General features: G+C 63.9%; 12 protein-coding genes. 7 read left to right on the top strand and 5 right to left on the bottom strand.

Features of this window, described 5'->3' with window-relative positions; translation table 11 throughout:
* Positions 1-4: 4 nt before the first annotated feature.
* Complete coding sequence (locus AC5RUQ_RS03995) at positions 5-1,510, bottom strand: four-carbon acid sugar kinase family protein (RefSeq protein ID WP_493946100.1); 1,506 nt, start codon at positions 1,508-1,510, stop codon at positions 5-7.
* A gap of 160 nt (positions 1,511-1,670) precedes the next feature.
* Here AC5RUQ_RS03995 and AC5RUQ_RS03990 point away from each other — a divergent pair, with 160 nt between their 5' ends.
* Positions 1,671-2,375 (top strand): FadR/GntR family transcriptional regulator, encoded by a 705-nt coding sequence (locus tag AC5RUQ_RS03990; protein ID WP_461188859.1) that lies wholly within the window; start codon positions 1,671-1,673, stop codon positions 2,373-2,375.
* Positions 2,376-2,383: 8 nt separating this feature from the next.
* Here the strand turns inward: AC5RUQ_RS03990 and AC5RUQ_RS03985 are convergent, their stop codons facing one another.
* The 3 genes from AC5RUQ_RS03985 to AC5RUQ_RS03975 are packed head-to-tail and all read right to left on the bottom strand — an operon-like array spanning position 2,384 to position 5,936.
* Positions 2,384-3,400: a LacI family DNA-binding transcriptional regulator gene (locus AC5RUQ_RS03985; protein ID WP_493946099.1), complete on the bottom strand. Its 1,017-nt coding sequence runs from the start codon at positions 3,398-3,400 to the stop codon at positions 2,384-2,386.
* 17 nt (positions 3,401-3,417) lie between these two features.
* Positions 3,418-4,995: a glycoside hydrolase family 43 protein gene (locus AC5RUQ_RS03980; RefSeq protein WP_493946098.1), complete on the bottom strand. Its 1,578-nt coding sequence runs from the start codon at positions 4,993-4,995 to the stop codon at positions 3,418-3,420.
* A complete protein-coding gene (locus AC5RUQ_RS03975; RefSeq protein WP_493946097.1) occupies positions 4,992-5,936 on the bottom strand; it encodes a DUF6807 family protein in 945 nt (314 codons plus the stop codon). Before AC5RUQ_RS03975 ends, AC5RUQ_RS03980 begins: the two co-directional genes overlap by 4 nt.
* Positions 5,937-6,193: 257 nt before the next feature.
* Between AC5RUQ_RS03975 and AC5RUQ_RS03970 the strand changes: the two genes are divergently transcribed.
* The 6 genes from AC5RUQ_RS03970 (at position 6,194) to AC5RUQ_RS03945 (ending at position 13,250) form a co-directional block, all read left to right on the top strand.
* Positions 6,194-7,504, top strand: a complete 1,311-nt coding sequence (locus tag AC5RUQ_RS03970; protein ID WP_493946096.1) for an ABC transporter substrate-binding protein — start codon at positions 6,194-6,196, stop codon at positions 7,502-7,504.
* A 46-nt stretch (positions 7,505-7,550) separates the two neighbouring features.
* On the top strand, positions 7,551-8,501 hold the full coding sequence (locus AC5RUQ_RS03965) for a carbohydrate ABC transporter permease (protein ID WP_493946094.1): 951 nt from the start codon (positions 7,551-7,553) through the stop codon (positions 8,499-8,501).
* 9 nt (positions 8,502-8,510) lie between these two features.
* A complete protein-coding gene (locus AC5RUQ_RS03960) occupies positions 8,511-9,407 on the top strand; it encodes a carbohydrate ABC transporter permease (protein ID WP_493946093.1) in 897 nt (298 codons plus the stop codon).
* A gap of 110 nt (positions 9,408-9,517) precedes the next feature.
* Positions 9,518-11,485 (top strand): pectinesterase family protein, encoded by a 1,968-nt coding sequence (locus AC5RUQ_RS03955; protein WP_493946092.1) that lies wholly within the window; start codon positions 9,518-9,520, stop codon positions 11,483-11,485.
* On the top strand, positions 11,457-12,953 hold the full coding sequence (locus AC5RUQ_RS03950) for a pectate lyase family protein (protein ID WP_493946090.1): 1,497 nt from the start codon (positions 11,457-11,459) through the stop codon (positions 12,951-12,953). Before AC5RUQ_RS03955 ends, AC5RUQ_RS03950 begins: the two co-directional genes overlap by 29 nt.
* Positions 12,954-13,037: 84 nt before the next feature.
* Complete coding sequence (locus AC5RUQ_RS03945; RefSeq protein WP_256249351.1) at positions 13,038-13,250, top strand: dodecin; 213 nt, start codon at positions 13,038-13,040, stop codon at positions 13,248-13,250.
* Positions 13,251-13,330: 80 nt separating this feature from the next.
* On the opposite strand, the gene AC5RUQ_RS03940 is transcribed toward AC5RUQ_RS03945, so the two are convergent.
* Positions 13,331-13,549 (bottom strand): hypothetical protein, encoded by a 219-nt coding sequence (locus AC5RUQ_RS03940; RefSeq protein ID WP_163161497.1) that lies wholly within the window; start codon positions 13,547-13,549, stop codon positions 13,331-13,333.
* Positions 13,550-13,594 lie beyond the last annotated feature (45 nt).

Raw genomic sequence — 13,594 nt, 5'->3', positions numbered from 1 at the left:
TGGATTAGAAGGTGTTGCTGAGCTTGCGGGTGACGTCGGCCAGGGACTGGTCGTCGCCCACGTTGCCGGCGAAAACGATGTAGGGGATGCCCTTGGCGGGGCCGTCCACCGGTTCCCAAAGGCTCACGATGCCGGGGAGCATGGGACCCCGGACGATGGCATGGCGGATCTCCAGGCCGTGGGCAGCCACGTCCGAGGAGGTGATCCCGCCCTTGGCGATGACGAACCGCGGCGGGAAGGTCTTGAGGGTCCGGTTGACCACCGCTACGACGGCGGCTGAAACGGTGCGGGCGATCCGCAGGCTTTCAGCGGGATCATCCGTCTTGATCAGCAGCCGGCTGGTGTGGACGATGACGTCGCCGCCGCGGAGGGCTTCGACGACGGTGTCCACGGTGTGGTCCAGGTGGCTGTCAGCGTGGGCGCCAAGGAGCTTTTCGACGTCGATCTCAACGATCCGGGCCGCGCTGTGCTGTTCGGTCAGGGCCTTGAGCTGGCGGGTGGTGACCCCGACGTGGGAGCCGACGACGATGAGCCCGCCGGACTCAGACGGGGTGTTGCCCGCGTATGCCTCGGCGCCGCTGAGTTCGGTGCGGATTTCCTGGCCGATCCGGGCGCGGCCGAACGGCGGACCCACGCGGTAGAGCAGTGTCTTGCCGCGTCGCTCGGCTTCCTCCAGCCCGAGGGACAACGCCCGAAGGTCATTCTCGGTAACAATGTCGGCCACGATCGGGGTGGAGTCCGTGGCCGCTTCGATGGCGTCGGCGATGGCGTTGGCGCTGATCCGCGCACCGTCTGACGCATCTGCGGCCGAAGCGCCGGCGCGGATGATGTTCAGGTCCAGGACGATCACCGAGTCCGCAGCGAAGCGGCCCTGGGATTTCTCCTCGACGTAGTCGGCCATCACGGACGTCGTGAAGCCGAAGGTGGCGTCCTTGGCGAATTCAGTGTTGGCCACCGGGGTGAGGGTGCCGTCAGCATCACCTGTGCCGCGCATGTAGTGGACGCCGCCGATGGTGACCCGCCCGGCGTCCGGGAAGGCCGGGACCAGCACCACGCCGTCGGTCTGTTCGCCACTGACGTCAGCAACGGTGGCGGCAATGACATCCGGCTCCAGCGGGTAGTGGCCGCGGAGGGTGGAATCGCTGCGGCTGACGAAGCCCAGTCGGAGACTGGAACCAACACCGCCCTCCGGCGAGCCGGCAGCGGCGAGGGCGTTGCGGACCACTTCCTCATTGCGGGCGGCTGCCTCGGCGGGGTCAAGGCTGCGGGTGTTGGTGAGGACGTAGACGGCGGGTTTGGCCTGGCCAAAGGCCCAGATGAAGTCCTCCACTTCCCACTGGGTGAGCACCGGCAAATCTGCCACGGACTGGGTTCCGGTGGGGTCGTCGTCGAGCACTACCAGGACACGCGGGGTCTCCGCGTTGGAGGCAGCCAGCGTGCTGGCCACCAGTTCGGCGGGAATCCGGACCTGGGCCGGGTAGGCGGCCAGAACGTCTGCTTCAAGCGTCACAGTGCACTCCGTTGTGTATGAATCCAGGCGGATCCTGAGATGTAAAAAGGTATCTGTAAGATGTCTGACATCTTGCATCTGATGCTAGTGTGGCATAGGACATAAAGACGCGCAAGTAGATTTGTCTGACATATCCGCAGAGGGCACCGATGGGGGAAGCATGGCAAGGAAGTCGCTGGTAGGGCAGGTGGCGGATGAGCTCCTGGACCGCATCATTGCGGGCGAATTTCCTCCTGGCGCCACTGTTCCGGGTGAGCACGAACTCAGCGCCGCCCATGAAGTGAGCCGGATGACCGTCCGCGAGGCGATGAAAACTCTTGAGGCGCAGCGGATCCTCAGTGTCGAGCGCGGGCGCGGCACCTTTGTGAACCCACTCAACCGGTGGGCCTCGCTGGAGGCAGTGCTGCGCGCCGCCTCCGAGGGCAAGAACGAAGCGGAGGCGTCCGTCCAGCTCATCGAACTCCGCCGCATGCTGGAAACCGGTGCCTGCGAACTCGCCGCGGGGCGTATCAGCGACGCGGACATCCAGGTGCTTCACGGCTACGTGGCCGCCATGCGCGCCGCCCACGAGGTGAACGACGTCGCGGCCTTCGTGGAAGCGGACCTCGCGTTCCACGACCTGATCCTGCATTCCTCCGAGAACGTTTTCGTGGCCGTTCTCTTCGAACCGCTCCACCGGGTCCTGGAAAAGCGACGGACCGAAACGTCAGCCGTACGCGAGATCCAGGTGCACGCCATCGGTCATCACCAGAACATCGCCGAAGCATTGGAATCCCGTGACGCTGCGCGCTCCCGGGAGGCAATGGACGCACACATGCAGCAGACCCTGGACGACCTCAAGAACCTGGTGCTCGAGGCAAAGTAATTGCTGGCTTAGCGCGCCGGCGGGGCCGTTGTTCCCCGGACCACCAGTTCGGTCGCTACTTCGAGGGCTGTGGGAACGGCTGAAGCCGTCTGTTCCTGCTGCTCCGTCAACATCCCCACCGCCATGGAAGCAAGCTGTGCCAGCGGTTGCCGGACCGTGGTGAGCGGCGGCGACGTCAACGCGGCCTGCGCAATATCGTCAAAGCCCACAATGCTCAGGTCTTCGGGAACGTGGAGCGAGCGCTGGCCTGCCGCGTTCATCACGCCCAGGGCCTGCAGGTCGCTGCCCGTGAAGATGGCGGTGGGCGGCTGGGGCAGGTCCAGCAGCTCCCCGCCCAGCCGCATACCCGACTCGATACTGAAGTCGCCGTCCTGCACGAGCTCCGGCAGGACGGGCAGCCCGGCCTCATGAAGCGCAGCTGCATAGGCTGCGTAGCGGGCACGGCCGTGCCCGGGACTGTGCTTGCGGCCGGTGATGATGCCGATCCTGCGATGGCCCTGGCCCAGCAGGTGGCTCACTGCGGCCAGGGCGCCGGAGAACGACGCCGGGCTGACGCTGGGGATTGCCAGCCCTTCGGTTCCTTCCGGGTCGATGGCGACGGCGGGAATCTTCAGCGTCCGAAGCGCAGTCACGAGGCGCGAATCCTTCCGCGGTGCCAGCAGCAGCACGCCATCGAGCCGGTTGACGGACGGCTCGCGCAGCTTCCGCCAGCGCTCCGCGGTAGCATGCTCGGCGCGTGCATAGGCAACGGCATATCCCAGCCGGTCCGCGGCCGCCTCCACTCCCGCCATGGTCTCCAGGACCCAGGGAGAGTCGAAGTTGTTAACCACCAGCTGCAGGACTCCCGGCTGGGTGACCGACGCGGCGCGCTTCGAGTAGTCAAGCTCCTCGAGTGCCTGCTGAACCCTGGCGCGGGTGGCCTCGGAGACGTGGGTCCGGCCGTTGAGCACCTTGGACACCGTGGGCACGGAGACGCCTGCTGCGGCCGCGACGTCAGCAATTTTGGGACGCGGAGTGGCGGTCACAGGGGCGGTCCTCGGAGTCATGTAGTTAGGGCGGCGAATTGCGGGGCGGTGGGACGCCGGGCTGGCGCAACGTCCACCCGCACGGGTCCCACGATAACATTGCCGCCATCCTCCGAACCCAGTGGTGAGGCCGCGAAGAGGCCCAGCTCCGCGCCGATCCACTGGCCTTTCACTACGTCGAAGTTCCAGCCCTGCACTTCCCACGGTTCCCCCGGTCCGGAGCGCCAGGCAAAGGTGGACCGGGGCGTGCCGTCGGTTCGAATCTGCAGTTCTATCCGGGAACCCGGCAGGACACGTTGCCTGCCCAGCCGCTGCTCGTGGGGCCCCTCTCCCCCAGTGCCATCGCCGAGGACAAAGCCTTCAGCTGTCCTGACGATGCCCAGCCAGGCGTATTTCAGCCCCAGCACCACCACGCCTGCGCGGGTTCCCACCGGGACGTCCTGCAGCTCAAGCGACGTGGTGAACGTGGATGGCGTTCCGGGCAGGATTTGCCCGAGCAGGTTCGGGAGCTCGCGCAGGTTTACCGGATCGTTAGCCTTGGGCTTGAGGACGAGGTGCCCTCCCCCGCACTGGTGCGCCCAGTCATCCTGGGGATTCGCCTGCCAATGCCACTGCGGCCCCAGGCGCGGTGACGAGAAGTCGTCGTTGGCCGGCGGTGCAACGTTTTCCGCGGCAGTACCCGCCGGGTAGGGATGGCTAATCACAGGGGTTCCCGGTCCGCCGTCGGGATTCCGGACTCCCATCCAGGGCCAGCCGTCCTCGCTCCACCCCATGGGCTGCAGATGCACCACCCGGCCGTAGGGTCCGCGGTCCTGGAAGTGCAGGAACCAGTCCTCGCCCCGGGGACTGGTGACCCAGGCGCCCTGGTGGGGCCCGTTGACCTCGGTATTTCCCTGCTCGAGGACCCGCCGCTCCTCGTAGGGCCCGAACGGGGACCTGGACCGGAATACCGACTGCCAGCCGGTGGCCACTCCGCCCGCCGGGGCGAAGATCCAGTACCAGCCGTCCCTTTTGTAGAACTTCGGACCTTCCAGGGTGCTGTAGCCCGGGAGGTCGGCCCCGTTGACCACATGCGTGCCGTGGTCCAGCAGCCTGCCGGCGTCCGGGCTCATGCGGTGGACCGTGAGCCGGTTCTTCACGCCCACCCGGCTCTGGGCCCAGCCATGCACCAGGTAGGCCTGGCCGTCGTCGTCCCACAAGGGGCAGGGATCGATGAGCCCGCGGCCGGGGTACAGGAGGTGCGGGGTGGTCCACGGGCCCTCAGCCTTTTCGGCGCTCAGCACGAAGATGCCATGATCCGGATCGGGGTAGAAGATCCAGAAGCGCCCGTCGTGGTACCGGAGTGAGGGAGCCCAGACGCCGCTGCCGTGGCGCACCAGCGAGTAGTGGCCGGTCTGGGGGAGCTCGGCGAGCGCGTGGCCGGCATGCTCCCAATCCACGAGGTTCCGTGAGCGAAGGACCGGCAGGCCGGGGACGCGGTTGAAGCTGGAGGCGATGAGGTAGTAGACGCCGTCCACCTGCACCGCATCCGGGTCCGGCCAGTCGGCGTTAAGGATCGGGTTGCGGTAGGCGGGGGCGGGGATCCGGGTAGTCATGATGTCCTGTCGGGAGAGCTGGGGCTTACGAGGGGGTGCTGGCTTAGGAGGCCCAAGGCCTGGGCGGCGGTGGACACCTGGCCGTCGTGGATAACGGCGTGCAGGGCAAGCTTGAGCGGGTTGCCGTGGTCCACGACGGCGGGTTCCGCCCATGCCACGGCCGGTCCGGCGCCAAGGTAGCCTCCGGCGCGAACGAACCACGGAAGCAGCTGGCCTGGCTCCTGTGCGAGCACAACACTGACAGCTACGCCATCGATCACCATGCCGACCGAAAGCCAGGGCGAGAGTGAACCGTGGGCAGCATCGGCACCGCGGCCGGCGTTGGACAGGACAAGCGGCGCGCTGCTGCCGTGGGGAAAGCGCCAGAAAATGCCGCCGTATCCGGCACCCTTCCGCCCTTTCACGGCCGACGACGATACCTCCAGCCGCTGCACGCCTGCCCCGGGGACAATTACCGAGGACAGCGAAAGGCCCCACGTCCCGGGTCCCGTATGGGGAAAGTAGCGGATGCGACGCTGCTCGACGGCGAGTTCCCCGCCGTCCTTGGACAACCAGGAAACGTTGCCCGATGCTTCCTCCGGCGTTGACTGCCAGGCTCGCGGAAGCTGCCTTCCGTGATTGGCCAGGAGCATGGGTCTATTGCCGGCCGTATATGTCGACCCGCCCCAGAAATTGGTTCCGTTGACATCGGAGAAGGCGATGGAAAGCCCCAGGTGGTGCCGGTGGTCAGCCGGTTCAGCATCGGTGACAACAACGCCCGCCTTGGAACGTACCGGGTGCAGATAGGGCCGGGGCGCAAGGTTGGCCGGCTGTTGAAGAGCGGTGTTGTGGGCGGCGGAAGGGTGCTCCCGCCGGGTTGGACCCGGCGCTTCAGCGGGTTGGGTGTAGTGGGCCAAGCCGACCTCCAGTAGGGGCAGTTCAAGGGTTGTGGGGTTCAGCATAGCCACATCAGAAAGAGTCGGCAATGAGCATAGAAACTTTCCGATTCCTCTCCCGTTCCGGTTTGAAAATTGTGTTGACAGTCACAGCCGATCTTTGCTAGAAATCGTTTACCGAGTTTTCGTTTTCGTTACTTTGGCTGTTTGGGCTGGTTTTCCTTGAGAAGCCGCTGCTGTATCTGACACAGAAACTTTCTGAAGTATTTTCACTTTTAAGGCCCGCGCACTAGCAGTGGGCAACCCTAGAGAGGCGTCATTCAATGATGAAGACTGTCAGCACCCCCATCTCCCGCAGGCTGGTCCTGGGCGCAGCCGTTACGGCTGCGGGCTTGGCGTTGAGCGGCTGTGGAGGCGGTTCGACACCTGCTGCCGGTGGCGGCGGCAACGTGGAGTTGAACTTTGTCTATTGGGGTGACTCCAACCGGGCCAAGATGACGGACGCGGCAATCAAGATCTTCGAGGAGAAGAACCCCGGCATCACTGTCAAGAGCGAATACCAGGACAGCGGCCCCTATGCCGACAAACTGGCTACCCGCTTCGCGGGCGGAAACCCACCTGACGTCCTGAACATGGCCAACCGCACGCTCCTTGAGTACGCACAGCGGGGCACCCTCGCCGACCTGAAGTCCTTCCCGGAGGTCGACCTCAAGAACATCCCCGCCACAATCCAAAGCCGCGGCGAGGTTGACGGGAAACTGTACGGCCTGGCAACTGGGGTCAACCTCATCGGCATGGTGGTGAACAAAACCATTACCGACCAGGCCGGGGTCACCATTCCGGATGACAAAACCTGGAGCTGGGAAGACTACGCAAAGTTCGCCACCGAGATCACGCAGAAAACCGGCGGCAAAATCTACGGCGCCGGCTATGACGTAGCCACCGAAACGGGCCCCATCCTCCTCGCAAGGCAGCGGGGCGAGGACTTCTACACCAAAGACAACAAGCTCGGTGTCAGCGAGGAGACCATGCGCGACTGGTTCCAGTACAGCGTTGACCTGCGGGCTGCAGGAGGCTACCCGCCCGCGGGCTTCTTCGAGCAGATTGGCGGCTCTCCTGCCCAGTCGTACCTGGCCAAGGGCACCGTCGCCTCCCAGATCATCCCGATCAACAACTACAAGGGATACAACGAAGCCGCCGGCGGAAACGTGGTCCTGCTGCGCATGCCGGGCGAAACCACCGAAAAGCGCCGCGGATACTCCGCCGACCCCAGCATGCTGTGGTCCATTGCCGCAAAGTCGAAGCACCCGAAGGAAGCGGCGAAGCTGCTGAACTTCCTGATTAACGACGTCGACGGCGCAGCGGAGACGCTGACCCAGCGCGGCGTTCCGATCAACCCCGAAGTGACAAAGGCCATTATGCCCAAGCTCGGCGAGGATGACACGAAGTTTGTGCAGATGGTCGCCGACATCCAGAAGGACGACCTCGCACCGGCCTACGTCTACCCCAAGGGTGCAAGTGTTGTCGCGGACACGCTCAAGCAGCTGGCGACAGAAGTCGAGTTTGGCCGCGTCACCCCTGCCGATGCAGCAAAGACCTTCCTCGAGAAGAGCAATGCAGCCATCAACAAGTAGCCGGCCCACATCCAGATTTTTCGTTACGCAGATAGGAGCCTGACGCATGTCAGTGCTGACCAAGCAAGCCTCCGGCGCGGCCCCCACCCTGGCCGCGCCGGGCGGGAAACCCAGCCGTGCACGCGGAAAGCGCACCAATCAGCGTTCCGGTTACCTCTTCCTGCTGCCGTGGTTCATCGGCATGCTGTTTACGATCATCCCGTTCTTCGCCTCCCTTTACCTCGCGTTTACGGACTACAATCTCTTCACCGAGCCGAACTTCGTGGGACTGGCAAACTTCCAGGCGATGTTCGAGGACCCGCGGCTCCTGCAGTCGCTGAAGGTCACATTCATCTACACCTTCGTTTCCGTGCCCATCTCCCTGGCCGTGGCCCTCCTGATAGCCCTGGTACTGAACCGCGGCCTGCAAGGCCTGGCGATTTACCGCTCCGTTTACTACCTGCCGTCCCTGCTCGGCGGAAGCGTCGCAATTGTGATGCTCTGGCGCTACATTTTCGGCAATGACGGAATCGTCAACGGTTTCCTGGGTCTCTTCGGGATCCAGGGCCCGGCATGGGTCACGGACCCTGAATTCGCGTTGAGCACCCTGATCGTCCTGAACGTGTGGACATTTGGTTCGCCGATGGTAATTTTCCTCGCCGGCCTGCGCCAGGTGCCAACCATGTACTACGAGGCCGCCTCGATCGACGGAGCGTCCCGGTGGCGGCAGTTCCGGAGCATCACCCTGCCGTTGATCAGCCCCATCATCTTCTTCAACCTCATCATGCAGCTGATCGGATCCTTCCAGACCTTCACCCAGGGCTACGTGATGAGCGGCGGCACCGGCGGACCGGCGGATTCCACTCTGTTCTACAACCTCTACCTGTACCAGAAGGGCTTCACGGAGTTCGAGATGGGGTATGCCTCGGCCATGGCATGGCTGCTGTTGATGATCATTGCGATTTTCACGGCCATCAACTTCATCGCATCCAAGTTCTGGGTCTTCTACGACAATTAAGGCACCGCTATGGCTCTCCTCGAACTACCCCTCAAGAACAAGCAAAAGAAGGACGTTCCCGCAGAGGACGCGCTCACCGGGACCACCGGTACACGCTTCTCACGGCACCTGATCCTGTGCCTGGTTGGCCTGGTGATGCTGTACCCCCTGTTGTGGCTCGTCTCCAGCTCGTTCAAGCCCAGCAACGACATCTTCCGGCAGCTTGGACTATGGCCGGAAAACTGGGACTTCAGCAACTACGAGCAGGGCTGGACGGCGCTGAACCAGCCCTTCCACGTCTACCTGATCAACTCCCTGATCGTGGTGGTTTTCTCCATCGCGGGCAACATCTTCTCCTGTGCCCTGGCTGCCTACGCCTTCGCCAGGATGGAGTTCACCGGCCGGAAGCTCTTTTTCGCCCTGATGCTGGGAACCCTGATGCTTCCCGGGCACGTGCTCCTGGTGCCGCAGTACATCATCTTCTCGCAACTGGGATGGCTGGATACCTACCTGCCCCTGATCGTGCCGAACTTCATGGCAACGAACGCATTCTTTATCTTCCTCATGGTCCAGTTCATGAAGGCCCTCCCCAAGGAGCTGGACGACGCCGCCCAGATCGACGGGTGCGGACCCTTCCGGACGTTCCTGCGCGTCATCCTGCCGCTGTGTGTTCCGGCGATGGCCACCACGGCCATCTTTACGTTCATCTCCACCTGGAACGAGTTCTTTGGCCCCCTGCTCTACATTCAGAACCAAGACCTCTACACCGTGCCGCTGGCACTGCGGGCCTTTATGGATTCCGAGGGCCAAAGCATGTGGGGGCCAATGTTCGCCATGTCCGTCGTGTCCATCGCGCCCATCATCGGTTTCTTCATCGCGGGCCAGAAATACCTCATCAACGGAATCGCCACTACCGGGCTGAAGTAGCCCAGGCCGTTAGCAGCAACGACCTTCTCCGTACGCATCATCACTGAACATCCCTGATTACCCGTGCCCGGGCTGGAGGCTGCCCGGGCACAAAACAAAGGAGTTTTTGTATGAGTCTGCGACGCCTGCTCGGCGCGGCCACCGCCGTCGTGATGCTGGGAAGCCTGACGGCGGTTCCTGCCGCCACTGCCTCCCCTGCCGGAGCCACCCCCGAAGCGATGTGGAAACAAACGCCCGATGGTTTTGCGGCGCTGCCAGGCTACGGCCTTGCCGGAACCACCGGCGGCCAGGCTGGCCGCATCGTCACCGCGTCCACCATTGAGGAACTGGCCAACTACGCAGCAGCGGCCGAACCCCTGGTCATCTTCATCCGCGGCAGCCTGACAGCCAGGGACTACATCAAGATCCCGGTCGCCGCCAACAAAAGCTTCATCGGGGCGGGTGCCGGATCTGAAGTGGTCAACGCAGGCTTCAAGCTCATCAACGTCTCCAATGTAATCTTCCGGAACTTCACCATCCGGGACTCCTACATCCCCGGCGACTGGGACGGCAAGCGCCCGGACAACGACCGCGACGGCATCCAGCTGGACACCACCCACCACGTCTGGGTTGACCACATGAAGATCCAGCGCATGGGCGACGGCCTGATCGACACCCGCAAGGACTCCGACCTCATCACCTACTCCTGGAACGTCTTCGCGGACAACAACAAAGCCCTGGGCGTCGGCTGGACCTCCAATGCGGTGACCCGGATGACCATCCACCACAACTGGATCCGCAACACCACACAGCGGAACTTCAGCCTCGATAACACCGCCGCGGCGCACGTTTACAACAACTATCTGCAGGATATCGGCCAGTACGGCATGATGGGCCGCAACGCCGCCAAGGTGGTCCTGGAGGGCAACAGCTTCAGCACCGTGCAGGACCCCATCGTCGCCAAGGATCCCGGCACCGAGGTGGTCAACCGGGACAACGTCTTCAACGGCACCCGCGGCCGCAGGGACAACACAGGCTCCGCCTTCGACCCCGCACAGAACTACGCCTACCAGAAGGACGACGCCGCCCGCGTTCCGGACATCGTTGCCGCCGGCGCAGGCCCACGGGAAAACAACGCCCCGAACAACTCAACAGAAATCACCGTTGCGTTGGACGGCACCGGCGACTTCGGCAGCCTCCAGGCAGCGATCGGATCCGTCCCCAGCGGAAGCACGGCGCCCCGCACCATTACCGTCAAACCCGGCACCTACCGCGAATCGGTGAACATCTGGGCGGACCGCCCCAACCTCACCATCCAGGGTGCAACAGCCAACCCGGCCGACGTCGTCGTCAGCTACGACCTGCCGGCCAACGGCGTGAAGTTCTTCGGCGGCACCTGGGGCGCAGGTGGAAGCGCCACCCTCAACGTCCTCGCCGAGGGAACCACCGTGCGGAACCTGACGGTGGAGAACACCTACGATGAGGCCGCCAACGGAGGCAGCCAGGCGCTCGCCGTCCGGAGCGTGGCGGACAAGGTGACCTTCGACGGCACCCGCTTCCTTGGCAACCAAGACACCTACTTGGCGGATACCACCGGACGCGATGTCACCGCACGCACCTACCTCAAGAACTGCTACATCGAAGGCGACGTGGACTTCATCTACGGCCGCGGCACCGCCGTGCTGGACGGTTGCACCATCCATTCCCTGGACCGCGGCAGTGCAACCAACAACGGCTACATCGTGGCTCCGAGCACCAAGAACTCCAATCCGTACGGCATCCTGATCGTCGACAGCAACCTCACCTCCAACGCCGCCGCGGGAACGGTCAGCCTGGGACGCCCCTGGTTCGCGAGCAGTGATCCTGACGCGCATCCCATGGCCGTGATCCGGGACTCCGTCCTGGGCAGCCACATCGCAGTGCGCGGCTGGGCGGATATGAGCGGCCACTCGTGGACCGAGGGCCGGTTCGCTGAGTACAACAACAGCGGACCCGGCGCCCTCGTCAACGAATTCCACCCCCAACTCACCCCGGAAGAGGCCAACAAGTTCACCAAGGAAGCCTTCCTCGGTGACTGGACTCCGGCGGGACGTGGTTAAGATGGCCCGCACACCTGGGGTGAACCTCCGACGGCGGACCCTCCTGGCAGCCGGCCTCACCGCAACTGGCCTGGCGGGGTCCGGCCTTCTTGCCCCGAGGGCGACGGCGGCTCCGAGCAGCCGGGACGCCGCTTCCAGCTCCCACGGCTTTGCCGAAGCCGGCCTGCCGGTGAACCGCACCCTGGGAGGCAATGCCTGGAGTGACGAGCCCACAGGCTTTGCCGGGGTGGCAGCCCACGGCCGCGCCGGCACCACCGGAGGGGCCGGCGGTGACGTCGTCCATGCCGTCACCCCGGACCAGCTCCGTGGCTTTGCCAGGAGCCCCGAACCCCTGGTGGTGATCCTGCACGGCGAACTGGTATTCCCTCACTACGAGAAGCTGGTTGTCAGCGCCAACAAGTCCTTCCTCGGGGCAGGCGAAGGAGCTGCGGTGGTCAATGCAGGATTCAAGCTCATCAACGTCTCCAACGTGGTGTTCCGCAATTTCACCGTCCGGGACTCCTACATTCCGGGCGATTTCGAGGGAAAGCGCCCTGACAACGACAGGGACGGTATCCAGATGGACACCTGCACCCACGTCTGGGTGGACCACATGCACTTCACCCGGCTGGGCGACGGCCTGGTGGACATCCGCAAGGACTGCGACAACGTCACCCTGTCCTGGAACGTTTTCTCGGACCACAACAAGGCGCTCGGCGAAGGCTGGACCTTGAACGTAGTCACGCGGCTCACCCTGCACCACAACTGGACCCGGAACACCCACCAGCGCAATGCAAGCCTGGACAACACAGCAGCATCGCACGTCTACAACAACTACCTCGAGAACATATCCAGTTATGGGATGCTCGGGCGAAACGCTGCCTTGCTGGTGGTGGAGGGCAACTACTTCCGCGACGTCCGGAACCCACTGCACCATCAGGGACCGGGCGGTGAGCTGGTGGCCCGCGGCAACATTTTCGAGGCGTGCACCGGCAACACCGGCCATGAGCGGGGACAGTCGTTTGATCCCACCGAGGCGTACACCTACGAACTGACGCCCACGGCTGCGGTGCCGGCACTTGTCCGGGCGTTCGGCGGGCCCTTGCGCGGCACGCAACCTGCTGCCCGGAAGGTCATTACGGTGGCACTGGACGGCACGGGAGACTTCGCCAGCATCAGGGCGGCGGTAGGGGCGATTCCCACCAACAACGGCCCCGTCACTGTGCTGGTCCAGCCCGGAACGTACCGCGAACCCGCCGTCGTCTGGAGCGACCGGCGGAACATTACCCTGGCGGGGGCTACCGGAAAAGCTGAGGATGTGGTCCTGACGAACAGCGAAGGCCTTACCTTGCTGGTGGCGGCCGACGGGTCAACAGTGAAGGACCTCACGGTCACGTCCGACACCCCACAGAACAGCACCGTCCTGCGTACCACGGGAAGGAACGTCAGCTATTCGAACGTGGCGGTTCTCAATGGAACATCCGAATAAGGGGTGGTCAACGTTCTTGAAGTCCTACTAGTCTTCAAGAACGGCCCGCAACCGGGAGCCCCAAGGCAATCACGAGGAGCGAAGTTGTCCAACCACACGTACAGCATTTCTGAAATTGTCGGCACGTCGGATCAGGGAGTGGACGACGCCGTCCGGAACGGAATCGCCAAGGCATCCCAGACCCTGCGGAACCTTGACTGGTTCGAGGTCAAGGAGATCCGGGGCCACCTGGAAGAGGGCAAGATCGCCGACTGGCAGGTCACCATCAAGCTCGGATTCCGGCTGGAAGACCACTAATCCAAAGCCCAACTGGCCCGCAGATAACACCTGTTTTCCGGCGTTAACCTGCGGGCCAGTTCGGCTTTAACGCAAAAAGGCTAATTCGCTGAAACGGCACCTGCTGAGCGCCGCCGCCACACGGTGGGGACGCCGTCGAACGCCGGGAACACGTGGCCTTCGAAGAAGGACAGGACCGTGTGCGGGTCCTGGTCCGGGCTCCAGAGGCCCGACACCGGGCAGTGCGAACCGGTAGCGGTAGAGGGAGCACCGACGGCGGCAGCAGCCTGGCGTTCCTTAAGCAGGGCGATGCGTTTCATCTTTGAGACCATCCTTGGAGTAAGAACTTGTTCCTCCAGCCTAGG

It is taken from the genome of Arthrobacter sp. MDT2-3, from assembly GCF_059090465.1.
The sequence above is the reverse complement of the archived record's forward strand: the minus strand, read 5'-3'. Positions and strand labels throughout refer to the sequence as shown.